Origin of the sequence: Lactiplantibacillus sp. B652 (genome assembly GCF_023806745.1) — a bacterium.
GTDB classification, from domain to species: Bacteria; Bacillota; Bacilli; order Lactobacillales; family Lactobacillaceae; genus Lactiplantibacillus; species Lactiplantibacillus pentosus.
The window spans coordinates 543941-561731 of the sequence record NZ_JAMSKY010000001.1 but is presented as its reverse complement, the minus strand read 5'-3'; the positions used below and the strand labels follow the sequence as shown (position 1 = coordinate 561731).

Sequence of the window (17791 nt, the reverse complement as noted above, 5' to 3'; positions counted from 1 at the left end):
TTAATCATTGTCCAGCAGGTGCGCTAGCTTTAGCGCATGGCTTAGATAAGCTTTGGTTTCGGCTTGCGACTTACCGGCAACGGTTGGTCGGGCAATGACGAGGAAGTCCGCATCTTGCTTAAGCTGCGGCTTTAGCTCGGTGATTGATTGCCGAATCCGGCGTTTGACCCAGTTACGCGCAACGGCATTCCCAATCTTTTTACCGACTGAAATACCCACGCGGAAATGAGGTTGCCCCGGTTTTTCCAAAACGTAAATGACAAATTGACGATTGGCATACGAGTTGCGGGTCTCAAAAACTTGTTGGAACTCAGTTTCCTTTTTTACCCGATATGATTTTCGCATAATCCATCTCCATGTGTGCGCTCAAGCTCACCTGAGCGAATTGCTACACGACTTTACAGCCCTAAACACTCGGTCCAGGACTGTAAAGAAAAAGCCACTGATAATCAGTGGCCTATGCAGACAATACTTTTCTGCCTCGTTGGCGGCGACGGGCTAACACTTTGCGGCCATTACTGGTGCTCATCCGTTTGCGGAAGCCATGTACACGTTGACGATGGCGCTTCTTTGGTTGGTAAGTTCTCTTCATCATGACACCTCCTTCTCCATAATGACATGAATCAATTCGATTAAGTCGTTATTTTCAAAACGCAGTTTACATCCTAAATGCATTTCCTGACTACTATAGCATATTTTACTTTATTTGAAAACCAGTAAATTTAATTTTCGTTCACCTGATTGCTGGACTAACGACCGGTTAGTTGCGAATGACATTGTGGACGACCCAAACACAACTTTCCGTTATTCGCAGGTTGCCCACAGACTTTTCGACAAAATCACGGGGTGTTATTTAGTTATCCACAGGACGTATTTCTTGTGTGCATAACCATTTTAAAGGCTGCTAGATCAAGGCTAGTTTTAAACTCGTTTTTGTGGATAACTGTTAATTTTACTCAAAACAGTTTATTTTTCGACAGCCTGTGGATTGTCAATCACCACCCTGTGAATTCTCTTAACTTTAACTTGTCCACCTGTGGAAAACTCGATATGTTCATGCTAAAATAGAATTACGTTTTTTAAGAAAAGGGGTATCCACGTGCTGGAACGTAATGACTTATGGAATCTCATTAAGTTCTCTATGGAACAAGATCTATCCAAGATCACGTTTCAAACGTTTGTCGAACCGGCAAAACCGCTCCAACTCGATAAGGCCCAGATGACGATCGAAGTCCCAACACAACTTCATCGTGATTACTGGGAGAAAAACTTGGCCGCAAAGTTCACGGACATTGCGATGCAAGCGACTAACGAGCAGATCCGGCCGGTGATGATAACGGAAGAAGAACGTCAGCAGCTTACGCGTGATAACGACGCGCAGGCGACTACCGGTAACGTTGCGGGACAACAACCAACAACCGCAACTACCCCCACATTTATGCGGGAAACGAAACTCAACCCGAAATATACATTTGATACTTTCGTCATCGGCAAGGGGAACCAAATGGCCCATGCCGCAGCGTTAGTTGTGTCGGAAGAGCCCGGGACAATGTATAATCCGTTGTTTTTCTACGGGGGCGTTGGTCTGGGCAAAACCCACCTAATGCACGCTATCGGTAACAAATTGTTAGAAACCGATCCGACTAGTAACATCAAATACGTCACTAGCGAATCCTTCACCAATGAATTGATCAATGCCATCCAAACGAAAAAACAGGAAGCGTTTCGGGAAAAATACCGCAACGTCGACCTGTTATTAGTCGATGATATTCAATTCTTTGCCAATAAGGAAGCAACGCAAGAAGAGTTCTTCCATACATTTAATGCTTTATATGAAGATGATAAGCAAATCGTGCTCACTTCAGACCGGTTGCCAAACGAAATTCCGCAACTGCAAGATCGGTTAGTGTCGCGATTCAAATGGGGCTTATCCGTTGATATTACGCCTCCAGACCTCGAGACACGGATCGCCATTTTGCGGAATAAAGCTGATTTAGAAGGCATCGAGATTCCCGACGATACGCTCAGTTATATTGCCGGGCAAATCGATTCTAATGTCCGTGAACTAGAAGGGGCACTGGCCCGCGTTCAAGCTTATTCGCGACTCAATAATTCGCCAATTACCACTAGTTTAGTGGCCGATGCGTTGAAGAGTTTGCACCTTAGCAGTAAACTATCAGAGGTCTCAATTCCCGTCATTCAGGAAAAGGTCGCCAAGTATTTCCACGTTTCAATGGCTGACCTTAAAGGGAAGAAACGCAACAAACAAATCGTGATTCCGCGCCAAATCGCCATGTATCTCTCACGCGAACTGACAGAAAGTTCACTCCCACGGATCGGGAACGAATTTGGTGGCAAGGATCATACGACCGTCATTCACGCCCATGACAAAATAACGAAGGCCCTCAAAACCGACCCCGAGTTACAAAAAGCCGTGGGTGATCTGACTGGTCAGCTTAAATCGTAGTGTGGATAAAAAAGAATAACTAAAAAAGTTTTCCACAACTTATGCACATGTGGAAAACTCAATAGCCGTTAGCTTTTACTTAGTTTTCCACAGTACCCACTGCTCTACTATTACTACGAACTTTTATTACTAATCTATATCTAGTGCCCGTCGCTAGAAAGAGGGGATTTAACTTATGAAATTCACGATCAATCGATCAGCGTTCATCAAAGAATTAAATAATGTCCAACGCGCAATTTCTTCAAAGACGACGATTCCAATTTTGACTGGCTTAAAATTAGACGTTAGTACCGATGCCATTACCTTAACTGGTAGTGACGCCGATATTTCAATCGAAACGACGATTCCGGCCAGTGATGACAACAATACGTTAGTCGTTGAAGATGCTGGTTCCATCGTATTACCTGCACGGTTCTTCAGTGAAATCGTTAAGAAATTACCAGAAGATACCATGACCGTTAACGTTACGGATGGTTTCCAGACCCAGATCACTTCTGGTGCAGCTTCCTTTACCATCAATGGTTTGGACCCTGAAAATTATCCGCACTTACCTGAAATCGACACGACGAATACCATTACGTTAGCCGGTGACGTGCTCAAAGAATTGATCGGACAGACCGTTATTGCCGTTTCTAATCAAGAAAGTCGGCCAATCTTGACCGGGGTTCATTTTATTTTGGCCAATGGTGAATTCCTAGCCGTCGCAACCGACTCACACCGGTTAAGTCAACGCCGCATCAAGTTACCAGAAGCCAATAATGCCAACTATGACGTGATTATCCCTGGGAAGAGTCTCACGGAACTATCCCGGATGATCGGCGATGATAACCCAGATGTTCAAATGCGCTTATCTGAAAATCAAGTGCTCTTCGTGCTTGGTAACACGGCGTTTTATTCCCGGTTACTGGAAGGCAATTATCCAGACACGTCCCGCTTGATTCCTAAAGAATCCAATACGACGGTCGAAATTTCAGCACCCGCATTATCCGCAGCTATCGAACGGGCATCCTTGCTCTCACACGAAAGCCGCAATAACGTGGTTCGTTTCTCCGTTAACCCAACGGACAAAACCATCACGATTTTTGGGAACTCACCAGATGTCGGTGAAGTAACCGAACAGTTGCAACCGACCGACTTAGCTGGTGATGAACTTGAAATTTCGTTCAACCCTGATTACATGAAAGAAGCTTTACGTTCATTCGGCCAAGCGATGATCAAGATTTCATTCACGATGGCATTACGCCCATTCACGTTGGTTCCAACTGAAGAAGGCGAAAACTTCATCCAACTGATCACGCCAGTTCGGACTTTCTAATTAGCTGAATAAATATACAATTACAAGTAAAAGGCGCCCAATCGCATGCAGATTGGGCGCCTTTTTAGCTGCAGTTAAAACTGCCAGAATGCTGGTACAGCCGCTAGTTTGTTGTGGTGTAACTTTTGAAGTTCTAAATCGTGCATATTCAAAAATAAGTGGTGGTGCTCGCTGATGACCGACGTGTCGTTAAGGCCCATAGCAAGTGCTGACTGAGGAGACTGACTGATCAATTTCAGACGATTACTGACTAATCCGAGAATCAACAGTTGCGTTTTCAGCTAATTTGTGTGCGAAAAAACAAGATATTTTATGAATATCCGCCATTTTTGCGAATTTCAGCAAATTTACCCCGGGGTTAGTATCCCGATATTTAAATGGCTTAAATCGGCTTAAAATGGCTCTGAGCGCGGTTATAAATTGAATTTTCATTAAAAAACAAGTATAATATAACCTGTTAGGAGTGTGCGTCACACTTCAGACGATCGTTTAATAGCTTGTAATCAGATAGGCAGGTGACATTGTGAAACAGCCAATAGATATCAATACCCCATATATGACACTGGGGCAGCTCTTAAAAGAAACGGCCATCATCGGGTCAGGTGGTCAAGCCAAGTGGTTTTTAAAAGAAATGACCGTATTAGTGAATGGTGAACCAGATGATCGGCGGGGTCGGAAACTTTATCCAGGCGATACGATTGAAGTTGAAGACAACGGGTCATTTTTTATTCGCTCAAATCAAGAAACGACTGATTAGATGTACTTAGAAAATTTAGTCTTGCATGATTTTCGAAACTACGCGGATCTGACCATTGATTTTAGTCGGGGTGTCAATGTATTACTCGGTGAGAACGCCCAGGGCAAGACCAACCTGCTAGAGGCCATTTACGTGTTAGCGTTAACGCGTAGTCACCGAACTGCTAATGACAAAGAACTGATTCGTTGGCAGGCCACTACGGCGACGTTGCAAGGCCGGTTACATAAAAGTACCGGTACCGTCCCACTGGAGCTTGAGCTCGGTCGACGGGGCAAACGGGCCAAGGTGAACCACCTCGAACAGGCCAAGTTATCCCAATACGTGGGTAATTTGAACGTCATTGTATTTGCGCCCGAAGATTTATCAATCGTCAAAGGCGCGCCTTCAGTTCGGCGGCGCTTTATGGATATGGAATTTGGTCAGATGAGTCCGAAATACCTCTATAACTTGAGCCAGTACCGCACGATTTTAAAACAGCGTAATCAGTATTTACGGCAGTTGAATCGGCAACAAGCCAAGGATAAGGTCTATTTGGGCGTTTTATCAGACCAGTTAGCGGCATTTGGCGCGGAGATCATCCATAAACGACTGGAATTATTGCAACAACTCGAACAGTGGGCCCAGGCCGTTCACAGCGAAATCACGCAGCAGCAAGAACAACTGACCTTTCACTATGTCACACAAGTCCCAGATGCCGACCAGACATCGGTCGACCATATTTATCAAACGCTACAAGCTTTGTATGAGCAGCAGCAAGCCAAAGAAATCTTTCAAGGCACGACCCTCTTAGGGCCCCACCGCGACGATTTGCAGTTTGGTGTCAATGGGAAAAATGTCCAAACATATGGCTCCCAAGGCCAACAGCGGACGACCGCCTTGTCGGTTAAGCTTGCTGAAATTGATCTGATGAAAGCGGAGACCGGGGAATACCCAGTCCTATTATTAGACGATGTCTTATCAGAATTAGATGCTGCGCGGCAGACCCATCTGCTGACAGCGATACAAGATAAAGTGCAGACCTTTTTAACCACGCCGAGTCTCGACGGGGTGGCCCGCAAATTAATTAATGCGCCAAAAGTATTTGAAGTTAGTCACGGCACTTTACAAGAGGAGGAACCGCATTGACCGAAAACGAAAAAGAAACCAAACTTGAACAGGCTCGTGAATACGATGCCAGTCAGATTCAAGTTTTGGAAGGATTAGAAGCTGTCCGGAAACGTCCCGGAATGTATATCGGTACCACCAGTAGCCAAGGTCTCCATCATTTGGTCTGGGAAATCGTGGACAACGGGATCGATGAAGCGTTGGCAGGATTTGCAAACGTCATTCACGTGACCGTTGAAAAGGATAACAGTATCACGGTAACCGATAATGGGCGGGGGATTCCAGTCGATATCCAAGAAAAGACTGGTAAACCAGCCCTCGAAACGGTTTATACGATTCTACATGCCGGTGGTAAGTTTGGCGGTGGCGGTTATAAAGTCTCCGGTGGTCTGCACGGGGTTGGGGCCTCAGTCGTTAACGCACTGTCCTCAAGCCTGGATGTTAAAGTCACGCGGAACGGCCACATTTATTACATGGACTTTGAACGTGGGAAAGTGAAGACACCGATGAAGATTATCGGTGACGCGCCGGACGATGCGCATGGAACGGCCGTTCATTTTGTGCCGGATCCAGATATTTTCCGTGAAACGACGACCTATGATATTAATATTTTAACGACACGAATTCGTGAACTGGCCTTCTTGAACAAGGGCCTGCGTATCACGATTCGCGACAATCGACCAGACGAACCGACTGAAGACGACTTTCTCTATGAAGGTGGGATTCGGCACTACGTTGAATACCTCGATAAGAACAAGACGGTCTTGTTCCCAGAACCAATCTACGTGGAAGGGGAACAAAACGGTATCACTGTGGAAGTCGCACTCCAATATACGGATGACTACCACAGCAATCTGATGACGTTTACCAACAATATTCATACCTACGAAGGTGGGACCCATGAAGAAGGGTTCAAACGCGCCTTAACGCGGGTCATCAACGACTATGCGCGTAAAAATAACCTGTTGAAGGAAAGCGACGCGAACCTATCTGGTGAAGACGTGCGTGAAGGAATGACGGCCGTTGTCAGTGTCAAGCACCCGGATCCACAATTTGAAGGTCAAACGAAGACCAAGTTGGGAAACTCCGATGCGCGGGCTGCAGTGGATCGCTTGTTCTCAGAACACTTCAGTAAGTACTTGATGGAAAACCCAAGTGTTGCGCGCAAAGTGGTTGATAAAGGGATGCTTGCTTCCAAGGCCCGGGTCGCTGCCAAGCGTGCGCGGGAAGTGACGCGGAAGAAGAGCGGACTTGAAATCAGTAATCTGCCCGGTAAATTAGCCGATAACACCAGTAAAGACCCTGAAATCAGTGAATTATTCATCGTCGAAGGGGATTCCGCCGGTGGGTCAGCTAAGCAGGGGCGTTCGCGGTTAACGCAAGCAATCCTACCAATCCGGGGGAAAATTTTAAACGTCGAAAAGGCCAGCATCGATAAGATTCTAGCTAACGAAGAAATTCGGTCACTATTTACAGCGATGGGCACTGGTTTCGGTGGTGACTTCGACTTGAGCAAGGCCAACTACCACAAGTTGATCATCATGACCGATGCCGATGTCGATGGTGCGCATATTCGGACGTTACTCTTAACGTTGTTCTACCGGTATATGCGGCCGTTAGTGGACGCTGGGTTCGTGTATATTGCCCAGCCACCGTTGTATCAAGTGCGCCAAGGTAAATTCGTGAAGTATATCGATTCCGATGAAGAATTGAGCGAGGTCTTGGGACAATTGGCCCCATCACCAAAGCCAGTTGTGCAACGGTACAAGGGGCTTGGTGAAATGGACGCGGAACAATTATGGGAAACGACCATGGATCCAGACAAGCGGCGGCTTTTGCGCGTTCGTGATGAAGATGCAGCCGATGCTGACGGCGTCTTCTCGATGTTAATGGGCGACCAAGTCAAACCGCGCCGGGAATTTATTGAAGATAATGCCAAGTTCGTCCAGGATCTGGATGTTTAGTGTGTCAGCTTAGTGGTTCAACGCTGAGTGGCTGGGAGACATTGGCATGGTTAGTTAATGACCTGGTCAATCCGTCAGTTCTGCTCAACCGATTAGGCGGTAGGACTGCCCAGTAGACATATTATTAAACGAGCTTTAATCGCGGCAAAATGGATGAAGGAGGACGAATATTTTGGCTGATTCAGATTTATCAAACAATCGCATTTCGGATGTGAACCTCTCCAAAACCATGCGGACGTCATTCTTAAGTTACGCCATGAGTGTTATCGTGGCGCGGGCGTTACCGGATGTGCGAGATGGATTAAAACCAGTGCACCGGCGGATCCTTTACGGGATGAGTGAACTGGGTGTGACGCCGGACAAACCTTATAAGAAATCGGCCCGGATCGTCGGGGACGTCATGGGGAAATATCATCCCCACGGTGACTCCGCAATTTACGAGTCAATGGTGCGGATGGCCCAAGACTTTAGTTATCGCTACATGCTAGTCGATGGTCACGGGAACTTTGGCTCCGTCGATGGTGATGGTGCCGCTGCCATGCGGTATACCGAAGCCCGGATGAGTAAAATCGCGGTTGAAATGCTGCGCGATATTAATAAAGACACGGTTGATTGGCAACCTAACTATGACGATACGGAACGGGAACCAGCAGTTTTACCTGCCCGTTTCCCTAACCTATTAGTCAACGGGGCGACCGGGATCGCCGTTGGGATGACGACCAACATTCCACCGCATAACTTGGCTGAAGTTATTTCTGCCATTCACTTGTTGATGGACAATCCGGATGCAACGACTGCGGACTTGATGGAAGTCTTACCAGGACCAGATTTCCCAACTGGCGGGATTGTCATGGGTAAATCTGGTATTCGGAAAGCTTACCAGACCGGACGCGGTAACATTATCGTGCGGGCCAAGGTCGATATTCAAGACCAGAAGAACGGCAAGCAACGGATCATCGTGACCGAATTACCATATATGGTCAATAAGGCCAAGTTGATTGAACGAATCGCGGGCCTGGCTCGGGACAAAGAAATCGAAGGCATTACCGACATCAATGATGAAAGTGACCGTGAAGGGATGCGGATCGTGATTGATGTTCGCCGGGATGCCAGTGCCTCCGTTATCTTGAATAATTTATACAAGATGACGTTGATGCAGACGAACTTTGGTTTCAACATGTTGGCCATCGTCAAGGGTGCGCCGAAAGTCTTAAGTCTCAAGCAGATCTTGATCTATTACTTGGAACACCAAGAAGACGTTATTCGGCGGCGGACGGAATTCGACTTGAAGAAGGCCCAAGCACGGGCCCACATTCTAGAAGGGTTACGAATCGCGCTTGACCATATCGACGAAATCATTCGGATCATTCGTCAGTCTGAAACGAGTGAAATCGCTAAGAACCAATTGATGGATAACTTCGGTTTGTCAGACAAACAGGCCCAAGCCATCTTGGATATGCGGTTAGTTCGCCTGACCGGCTTGGAACGTGAAAAGATTGAGAGTGAGTATCAAGACTTACTGAAGTCGATCGCGGACTACAAAGAAATTCTAGGCAGCAAGGAACGCATCAACCAAATCATCTACGAAGAATTAATGGAAATTCAACGGAAATTTGGTGACAAGCGCCGGACTGAACTCATGGTCGGTGAAGTCTTAAGTATCGAAGACGAAGACTTGATTGAAGAAGAAGAAGTTGCCGTGACCTTGACGCACAATGGCTACATCAAACGCTTGCCAACGACTGAATTTAAGTCGCAACATCGTGGTGGCCGTGGGATTCAAGGGATGGACGTGCACGATGATGACTTTATCGAGCACCTCTTAACGACATCGACGCACGATGTCTTACTCTTCTTTACGAATGCTGGTAAGGTCTATCGGATGAAGGCCTACGAAATTCCTGAATACGGCCGGACCGCTAAGGGGATTCCAGTCATCAACCTATTGGGCGTTAATTCCGGTGAGAAGATTCAGGCGGTCGTTAACGTTACGGGCGATGCCAGTGCGTCAGACAACTACCTGTTCTTCACCACGGTCAACGGGGTCGTTAAACGGACACCGGTTCAAGAATTTGCCAATATCCGGAGTAACGGCTTAAAGGCGATTACGTTGAAGGATGACGACGAATTGATTGGCGTCACGATTACTGACGGTCACCAGAACGTGATCATCGGGACCCATGACGGTTATGCGGTCAGTTTCGATGAAACTACGGTACGTTCGATGGGTCGGACGGCTTCTGGGGTTCGTGGGATTCGCCTCCGCGACGATGACTTTGTCATTGGCTTTGACGTTTTGAAACCTGACAGCAACGTCTTTATCATCACTGAAAAAGGCTATGGGAAACAAACGCCAGCCGCTGATTACCCAATCAAGGGTCGTGGTGGTAAAGGAATCAAGACGGCGAACGTGACTGACAAGAACGGTCATTTAGCTGGCTTGACGACAGTTGACGGTCAAGAAGACATCATGGTCATGACCAACCAAGGGGTGATGATTCGTTTCAACATTGCGACGGTCTCACAAACTGGCCGGGCCACGTTAGGTGTTCGCTTGATTCGCTTAGACGATGACGGCAAAGTTGCCACGATGGCCAAGGTCGATCCAGAGCCTGAAGGTGACGAACCAACGGATACTAACGCAACTGAAGGCACCACTGATGACACAGCCGCAAGCGAGACTGCGTCAGTTGAAGAAACCCCAGCCGCTACGCCAAACGACGGCACGACTGGTTCAGACGGTTCAGATAGTACGGATAGTTCAGACGATTCATCTGAATAGTGAATTAATGATTTTAAAGCTTCGCGGCAGTGTTCGCGAAGCTTTTTTTGAACTTAAATCGGGAAGGCCCCAAGGTCAAAAGCCGCCAGCTTAGAACCGCTGGAAAAGGGGCGAGCTTTGCAGAGACCTGCTGTTGTAGGGACGTCCTACACTGGCTTCCAGGCAGGGATGGCATTCGAAAGGCAGACATGTGCGGACTTAATTTGGATTGAAATGGTTGTTGATTTCTAGCAGACAGCAAGTTTGTCATTAAACTGTCAGACAAATCTTGATTAAAAGATTCTGCGCTAATGTTAAATAACAACTAGCTGACAATAACGAGGTTGAGCGAGTTCGGCAATCTATGCAATGTGTGGTGGTACATTCAACCCCGAGTTGGGGCGCCACGTGCAAAATTGGCCTTAACTTTCAGAAAATAAAAATATTTCCCGGGAAATAAAACGGAAATTACCCCACTTCTGCGTAACTAACTGATGTAACGGATTCAGGATCTTTTTGTAACAGTCGGCCGCTTCAACCCTTGCAACAAACTGATTTAGATGATATACTTTAAATTCGTGAGTATCTGGCGTTTGCTAGATTACTTTCCTTGCTCTTCGCAGAGAAGGGCCTGAAGTCCATAAGGAGGTGCAAATTTCATGAGTGAATCAAAGAAATATGAAATTACTTACATCGTACGTCCCGACATCGACGATGCTGCTAAGACAGCTTTAGTTGATCGTTTTGACAAAATCTTAACTGATAACGGTGCGCAAGTAATTGATTCAAAAGACTGGTCAAAGCGTCGTTTCGCATACGAAATCGGTGGCTTTAACGAAGGTACTTACCATATCGTTAACTTAACAGCTACTGACGATGCTGCTTTGAACGAATTCGACCGTCTTTCAAAGATCAATGATGACATCTTACGTCACATGATCGTTAAACGCGAAGACTAATAGACAAAATTAATTTCAAGAGAGGAGCGCTTCTGCATGATTAACCGTACAATTCTTGTTGGCCGACTAACAAGAGATCCGGAATTACGTTACACGAATGGTGGTGCCGCCGTCGCGACATTCACAATTGCCGTGAACCGTCAATTCACGAATCAAAATGGGGAACGTGAAGCAGATTTTATCAGCTGCGTCATCTGGCGTAAAGCTGCTGAAAACTTTGCTAACTTCACCCATAAAGGCTCGCTTGTTGGAATCGATGGCCGGATTCAAACCCGGAACTACGAAAACCAACAAGGGGTACGAGTTTACGTTACAGAAGTTGTCGTTGAAAACTTCTCACTACTAGAATCACGTGCAGAGTCTGAACGTCATCAGGCTGCTAATGGTGGTAGTAATAACAATTACAACAATGGTAATTCGAATTACAACAATAATAGTGGGTATAGTAATCAAGGCCAAAATGCGGCTCCTCAACAATCATCAGCGAATAACAACAACCCATTTGGAAATGGTAACGCCGGTAATGCGAACAGTGCCGCACCATCAAGCAGTGCGAACAATAACCAAGCCGATCCATTTGCGAATAATGGCGATCAGATTGATATCTCGGATGATGATTTACCATTCTAGTCTAATTGCTTAGACAGACATCGAGGAGGGAACTATCAATGGCACAACAAAGAAGAGGTGGCCGTCGTCGTCGTAAAGTCGACTTCATCGCCGCTAACCATATCGAATACATCGATTATAAAGATACTGACTTATTACGTCGTTTCATTTCAGAACGTGGAAAGATTTTGCCACGTCGTGTAACTGGGACTAGTGCTAAGAACCAACGTGCTTTAACGATCGCTATCAAGCGTGCACGGATCATGGGCTTATTAGCATTCGTATCCGAAGACTAATCAGTCATTTAAAACCACAGACTTCAGTGCTGTGGTTTTTATTTACCCTGAAAATGGCGAAGACTAGCTAGCTACGGCAAATAAAGCGTTTACGTTGTTCAACACCAATCGCTGAAGCAAATGGTGGTTTGTGATAAAATATAGACATTACTGAGAAGGCTTGAGGGATTTTTAAAATGAAAAAGATCTTTTCGCGCGAAAAAATTCCATTTTTCTTACAAAACCAACAGTTACGGCTCTTAGCGCTGGTTATTTTTGGCTTGTCGCTAATTATGCTCGTGACCGGTTATTTGATGAATTGGATTTTTGGGACAGTTGTCCTCATCTTAATTGTGATGGCAGGCGTGATGTCCTACAATACGCTAATTGAGCTGAGCTCGAGTGCTAACGAATATATTTCGGATTTGTCTTATCGTATCAAACGCGGTGAGCAGGAAGCCTTGATTCAGATGCCAATTGGTGTGATGATTTTTAACGCTGATCAGACCATCGAATGGGTCAATCCTTATCTGCAACGGTATTTTGGTGATAAGGACGTCTTAGGTTATCGCTTGGAAGATATCGATCCAGCCTTGGCAGAGACGCTGAGCGCGCATATGGACGAACCAGCCACGATTCGCTGGCAAGACTATCAATTTGATTTACGCGTCCAACAGAGCACCAATACCGTCTATATGATGGACGTCACCAAGTACGCTGAACTGACCGACCAGTTTGAAGACGAAAAGTTAGTGATTGGTCAGATTTTCCTCGATAACTACGATGAGATCACCCAGTCGATGACGGATACGGACATTTCCAATTTGAATAATTACGTGACCAACGAATTGTCCAAGTGGACGCAGATGTTTGGCATGTACTTGAAGCGGCTCGATGATGACCACTTTTTCTTACTCGGCTACGCAAGCAGTTTGCGCCGGGTCGAAGAAAATAAGTTCCGCATCTTGGACCGCATTCGAGAATCGACTTCGAAGCAAAACTTCCCATTAACGTTGAGTATTGGGATTGCTTACGGCGAACGGAACATGAATAATTTAGCCGACTTAGCGCAAAGTAACATGGACCTGGCGTTAGGGCGGGGTGGTGACCAAGTTGTCGTGAAGGCTGAAGATGAACCAGCACGCTTCTATGGTGGTAAGACCAACCCGATGGAAAAACGGACGCGGGTCCGGGCACGGATGATTAGTCAGACCCTACAGGAATTGATGAATCAGTCCGACCAGGTCTTTGTCCAAGGGCATCGCCAACCAGATATGGATGCGGTGGGGGCCTGCTTGGGTATTCGGCGGATCGCCAAAATGAATGACAAACAATGTTGGATCGTTTTGGATGAACAAAATGTCCATTCAGATATTCAACGGTTACTAGATCAATTGAAGTCTGATGAAGATATCGAAGCTTCGATTATTTCACCAGAGGAGGCCCTCGAAAAGGCCACTGACCAAAGTTTATTGATTATGGCCGACCATTCTAAGCCAAGTATTTCAATGTCGCAAGCGCTTTATGAACGGCTTGAAAATCGCGTCATGATTATTGACCACCATCGTCGGGGCGAAGAATTTCCAGAAAACCCAGTTTTGGTTTATATTGAACCATATGCCTCATCGACGTGTGAGCTGATTACTGAGATGTTCGAATATCAGTCTCATGATGCGGAACCAATTAATAAGATCGAAGCCACTGCAATGTTGACGGGGATCGTAATTGATACCAAGTCGTTCTCATTGCGGTCTGGTTCACGGACCTTCGATGCGGCTAGTTACTTACGTTCAGCGGGTGCTGATTCGCTGCTCGTACAACAGTTTATGAAGGAAAATGTCGATAGTTATCTCCAACGCAATCACCTCATTGAGACGGTTGAGTTTGTTAACCAGGACATGGCGCTCTGTGTTGGTGAAAACGACCAAGTATATGATCCGGTGACGGCGGCCCAAGCTGCGGATTCACTGTTGTCCATGTCAGGCGTCGACGCGTCATTTGTGATTACGCGCCGTGAAGACGGTCGAGTCGGCATCTCCGCACGGTCGCTAGGCGAGATCAACGTCCAAGTTTATATGGAAAAACTGGGTGGTGGCGGTCACTTATCTAATGCCGCAACTCAGATTGAAGGCCAGTCGGTTGATGAGGTCAAACAATCATTGATTGATTTGTTAACGGCCACTGATACGACCGATTCAGAATCTAATTAGGAGTGAAGACAAGATGCAAGTTATTTTTTTGAGTGATGTTCGTGGAAAAGGAAAACGTGGTCAAATCAAGAACGTGCCGGATGGGTACGCCACTAACTTTTTAATCAAAAAAGGATTGGCGAAGGAAGCCACCAAAGCAGCCATCAATACGTTGAAGGCTGAACAGAAGTCCGAAGCAGCCCGGGCTGCCGAAGAGTTAGCGGAAGCTAAGCAAGTCAAAACGGTGCTTGAAGCTGACGAAACAGTCGTTGAATTGAAGGCTAAGGCTGGTACTGATGGCCGTTTGTTCGGCTCAATTCCTAGCAAACAAATTGCCACGGCTTTAGCTGACCAATACCAAGTCAAGTTAGATAAACGTAAAATCGAATTGCCAGAACCAATTCGGGTATTAGGTTACACCAACGTGCCCGTTAAGTTACACCCAGAAGTAACGGCGAAAATTCGCGTGCACGTTGTCGAAAAGTAAAAGGACGGATCATAAATGAACAACGATGTGCTGGATCAAACCCCACCACAAAATATTGAAGCTGAAAAAGCGGTCTTAGGGGCCATTTTCCTGAATAGTGACGCCCTCGTGGAAGCCATGGAGTTTGTCGAAGCGCAAGATTTCTATCGCCGCGCACATCAAATCATTTTTGCTAGCATGGTGACCTTGAACGACCGGGACGAAGCGATTGATGCGGTGACGGTCAGCGATTTATTGACGGCCCAAAATCAATTGGAAGACGTCGGTGGGATGAGCTACATTGCTGAACTGGCTGGTTCAGTACCAACTGCCGCTAATGCGGGCTACTATGCTAAAATCGTGGCGCAAAAAGCCACAGTGCGGCGGTTGATCAAGACCGCGACGGAAATCACGCAAAAAGCCTATACTGAAAATGACGACGTGACGACGTTGTTGGATGATGCCGAACGCGACATCATGAACGTGTCGGAACAGCGTAATCAGAGTGGGTTCAAGTCGATTTCGGATGTGTTGAATGCGTCCATCGAAGAAATCGACCGGTTATACCAAAATGACGATGATATTACCGGATTACCGACTGGTTTTGCCGAACTCGACAAAATGACGGCGGGACTGCAACCGGATAACTTGATTATCTTGGCAGCCCGGCCGGCCGTTGGTAAGACGGCCTTTGTCTTAAACATTGCGCAAAACGTGGCGACTAAAACCGATACGACAGTGGCAATTTTCAGTCTTGAAATGGGGGCCGAATCGTTAGTTAACCGGATGCTGTGTGCTGAAGGTAGTATCGATGCCGGCCACTTGCGAACGGGGCAGTTGAATGAAGAAGAGTGGGAACACTTGGTGGTCGCGATGGGGAGTCTCTCCAAGGCCAGCATCTTCATTGACGACACGCCTGGGATCAAGATGTCTGAAATTCGTGCCAAGAGTCGGCGGTTGGCGAAGGAACAAGGTAACCTGGGCCTGATCGTTGTCGATTACTTGCAGCTGATCGAAGGTAGTAATACCGAAAGCCGGCAACAAGAAGTTTCTGAAATTTCACGGCAAATGAAGAAGCTGGCAAAGGAACTCGGCGTGCCCGTCATTGCGCTATCTCAATTGTCACGTGGCGTTGAACAACGTCAAGATAAGCGCCCAGTGCTGTCTGATATTCGTGAATCTGGATCAATTGAACAAGATGCGGATATCGTTGCCTTCCTATACCGGGAAGATTATTACGAACGTGAAGGCGGCGACGATGAAGATGGCGGCGGTAACTTTGGCGGTGGTGGCGGCGACTTTAACGGTGGTGATCCTCGTGAGCAGGACGCTTCCGAAGACGTTGGTGAAGTGGAAGTCATCATTGAAAAGAACCGTGCCGGTGCGCGGGGAACAGTCAAATTATTATTCGTCAAACCATTCAATAAATTCTCGTCGGTATCCTATGCACAGGATCCGCAAGCTTAAACCAAGCCTCCTTAATTGTCCTTAAGGGGGCTTTTTTAGCTGGCTTTTTTGGGGGACCGGATGAGAGCCAGGTAATCAAAATATAAATGCCCCTGTTATTTTGAATAAATTTTGCTATGATGAAAAGTAGACGGATTAAAATCTCAAGTGAACGCTTTTCAATAAATCCTGGATGGCGTTCGCTCAAAGTAAGTATTAATCAATATTTAGGTAGAATATGGTGGTGATGGTGTGGCACAAAAACAGTTAATTAAGACCCCCTGGCTGATTGCCGGGCAGTTCATGAATAACATCGGTATGAGCTTTATTTGGCCGTTAACCACGATTTACATGCATAACGTCTTAGGAAAGTCGTTAACGGAGACAGGTGTGGTCTTAATGCTTAATTCGGTCGCCAACGTGTTAGCAAGCACCATCGGCGGGCGAATCTTTGACCGCGGCAATCCGTACCACTTATTATTAATGGGAATTGGCCTGAACGGACTCGCTAACTTTGCGCTGATCTTCTTTCATGGTTGGCCGTGGTATCCGCTACTATTAGTGGTGACCGGGTTTGCCAGTGGCTGGTTGAATACGATGTTTAACGCGCTGGCGGCCAGTGTGCCCCGCGACAAAGTTCGGCGAACCTTTACGTTAATGTACTTAGCCGCCAATCTTGGCGTGGTGTTCGGTACGATGCTGGTGGGAATCGTTTACAGCATGGGCATGCAGCTATTGTTTTCACTGACGACCAGTTTATTCGTGATTTTCTTGATTATCGCGCTGTTTGAATACAACGTGGATTCATCGAATGTCACGGGCGTTGATCCGCGGCAGGGTCAAAATGTCCAATTGCCCCGTGCTAATTTCCATATCGTGTGGACCTTCTTTATTAGTTTATTTATTATTTGGCTGTTATATGAGCAATGGGTCAGCAATCTCTCGGTCTACATGACCAACCTGGGAATGCCACTGCGCAACTACAGCTTTTTGTGGACGATCAACGCGGGCTTGCTGGTGCTGATTCAAAGTATTTTGAGCTTGTTGGGTGACCGGATCAAGAACCTCTATTATCAATTCTTCTTTGGCATGTTATTTGTCGGGCTATCGTTTTTATCGTTAGTGATTGCTCACGACTACCCGCACTTTATCTTTGCGATGGTCCTCTTAACGATTGGCGAGGCGACTTGGTCACCGGCAATGCCAACGCTAGTCAGCCAGTTGTCGCCAATTAGTGCCAAGGGCCGCTACCAAGGATTAGTCCAGGCCTTTTGTGCGCTGGGACGTTCACTCGGACCGCTGTTCGGTGGGGTGATCATTGACAACTGGTCGTATAAAGCGCTGTTTCTCCTGGCGTTCGTGGTCCTACTAATCGTGTTAGCAGTCAATGTTGGGGTGGTCCACCTGAATCACCCACGCGCGGTTAATTATATGAAAACAGATTTAAAAACCAATGTTTCACGTGAAACAAAATAATCA

At 46.6% G+C, this 17791-nt stretch carries 15 protein-coding genes; 13 read left to right on the top strand and 2 right to left on the bottom strand.

Annotation, left to right across the window (positions count from 1 at the left end; all coding sequences use genetic code 11):
• Positions 1-345, bottom strand: coding sequence for a ribonuclease P protein component (gene rnpA / locus MZO40_RS02410; protein WP_003640224.1), 345 nt, complete (start codon positions 343-345; stop codon positions 1-3).
• Between the two features lie 112 nt (positions 346-457).
• Positions 458-592 (bottom strand): 50S ribosomal protein L34, encoded by a 135-nt coding sequence (gene rpmH / locus MZO40_RS02405; RefSeq protein ID WP_003640225.1) that lies wholly within the window; start codon positions 590-592, stop codon positions 458-460.
• Positions 593-1099: 507 nt separating this feature from the next.
• On the opposite strand from rpmH, the gene dnaA reads away from it, so the two are divergent.
• The 13 genes from dnaA (at position 1100) to MZO40_RS02340 (ending at position 17788) form a co-directional block, all read left to right on the top strand.
• A complete protein-coding gene (dnaA, locus tag MZO40_RS02400; RefSeq protein ID WP_303635065.1) occupies positions 1100-2467 on the top strand; it encodes a chromosomal replication initiator protein DnaA in 1368 nt (455 codons plus the stop codon).
• 175 nt (positions 2468-2642) lie between these two features.
• Positions 2643-3782 (top strand): DNA polymerase III subunit beta, encoded by a 1140-nt coding sequence (dnaN, locus tag MZO40_RS02395; RefSeq protein ID WP_003637266.1) that lies wholly within the window; start codon positions 2643-2645, stop codon positions 3780-3782.
• Between the two features lie 523 nt (positions 3783-4305).
• A complete protein-coding gene (gene yaaA / locus MZO40_RS02390; protein WP_003637267.1) occupies positions 4306-4539 on the top strand; it encodes a S4 domain-containing protein YaaA in 234 nt (77 codons plus the stop codon).
• Positions 4540-5664, top strand: coding sequence for a DNA replication/repair protein RecF (gene recF / locus MZO40_RS02385; protein ID WP_050338060.1), 1125 nt, complete (start codon positions 4540-4542; stop codon positions 5662-5664).
• Positions 5661-7607 (top strand): DNA topoisomerase (ATP-hydrolyzing) subunit B, encoded by a 1947-nt coding sequence (gene gyrB, locus MZO40_RS02380; protein ID WP_003637269.1) that lies wholly within the window; start codon positions 5661-5663, stop codon positions 7605-7607. Before recF ends, gyrB begins: the two co-directional genes overlap by 4 nt.
• Before the next feature lie 229 nt (positions 7608-7836).
• Entirely contained in the window at positions 7837-10389 is a 2553-nt protein-coding gene (gene gyrA, locus MZO40_RS02375) for a DNA gyrase subunit A (RefSeq protein WP_245117462.1), read from the top strand.
• A 638-nt stretch (positions 10390-11027) separates the two neighbouring features.
• On the top strand, positions 11028-11327 hold the full coding sequence (gene rpsF / locus MZO40_RS02370) for a 30S ribosomal protein S6 (RefSeq protein WP_003637271.1): 300 nt from the start codon (positions 11028-11030) through the stop codon (positions 11325-11327).
• A 36-nt stretch (positions 11328-11363) separates the two neighbouring features.
• The gene (ssb, locus tag MZO40_RS02365) at positions 11364-11957 is read left to right on the top strand and encodes a single-stranded DNA-binding protein (RefSeq protein WP_050338058.1); all 594 of its coding nucleotides are present in this window, start codon (positions 11364-11366) and stop codon (positions 11955-11957) included.
• A gap of 38 nt (positions 11958-11995) precedes the next feature.
• A complete protein-coding gene (rpsR, locus tag MZO40_RS02360; protein ID WP_003637273.1) occupies positions 11996-12232 on the top strand; it encodes a 30S ribosomal protein S18 in 237 nt (78 codons plus the stop codon).
• A gap of 176 nt (positions 12233-12408) precedes the next feature.
• Positions 12409-14421: a DHH family phosphoesterase gene (locus MZO40_RS02355; RefSeq protein WP_050338057.1), complete on the top strand. Its 2013-nt coding sequence runs from the start codon at positions 12409-12411 to the stop codon at positions 14419-14421.
• A 13-nt stretch (positions 14422-14434) separates the two neighbouring features.
• Entirely contained in the window at positions 14435-14887 is a 453-nt protein-coding gene (gene rplI, locus MZO40_RS02350) for a 50S ribosomal protein L9 (RefSeq protein ID WP_050338056.1), read from the top strand.
• A 15-nt stretch (positions 14888-14902) separates the two neighbouring features.
• On the top strand, positions 14903-16333 hold the full coding sequence (gene dnaB, locus MZO40_RS02345) for a replicative DNA helicase (RefSeq protein ID WP_088770332.1): 1431 nt from the start codon (positions 14903-14905) through the stop codon (positions 16331-16333).
• Positions 16334-16564: 231 nt separating this feature from the next.
• Positions 16565-17788, top strand: coding sequence for an MFS transporter (locus tag MZO40_RS02340; RefSeq protein WP_050338054.1), 1224 nt, complete (start codon positions 16565-16567; stop codon positions 17786-17788).
• Positions 17789-17791 lie beyond the last annotated feature (3 nt).

Coding starts and splice junctions, on each gene's coding strand:
- rnpA (WP_003640224.1), bottom strand. CDS start 345: ATGCGAAAATCATATCGGGTAAAAAAGGAAACTGAGTTCCAACAAGTT.
- rpmH (WP_003640225.1), bottom strand. CDS start 592: ATGAAGAGAACTTACCAACCAAAGAAGCGCCATCGTCAACGTGTACAT.
- dnaN (WP_003637266.1), top strand. CDS start 2,643: ATGAAATTCACGATCAATCGATCAGCGTTCATCAAAGAATTAAATAAT.
- recF (WP_050338060.1), top strand. CDS start 4,540: ATGTACTTAGAAAATTTAGTCTTGCATGATTTTCGAAACTACGCGGAT.
- gyrA (WP_245117462.1), top strand. CDS start 7,837: ATGCGGACGTCATTCTTAAGTTACGCCATGAGTGTTATCGTGGCGCGG.
- rpsF (WP_003637271.1), top strand. CDS start 11,028: ATGAGTGAATCAAAGAAATATGAAATTACTTACATCGTACGTCCCGAC.
- ssb (WP_050338058.1), top strand. CDS start 11,364: ATGATTAACCGTACAATTCTTGTTGGCCGACTAACAAGAGATCCGGAA.
- rpsR (WP_003637273.1), top strand. CDS start 11,996: ATGGCACAACAAAGAAGAGGTGGCCGTCGTCGTCGTAAAGTCGACTTC.
- MZO40_RS02355 (WP_050338057.1), top strand. CDS start 12,409: ATGAAAAAGATCTTTTCGCGCGAAAAAATTCCATTTTTCTTACAAAAC.
- rplI (WP_050338056.1), top strand. CDS start 14,435: ATGCAAGTTATTTTTTTGAGTGATGTTCGTGGAAAAGGAAAACGTGGT.
- dnaB (WP_088770332.1), top strand. CDS start 14,903: ATGAACAACGATGTGCTGGATCAAACCCCACCACAAAATATTGAAGCT.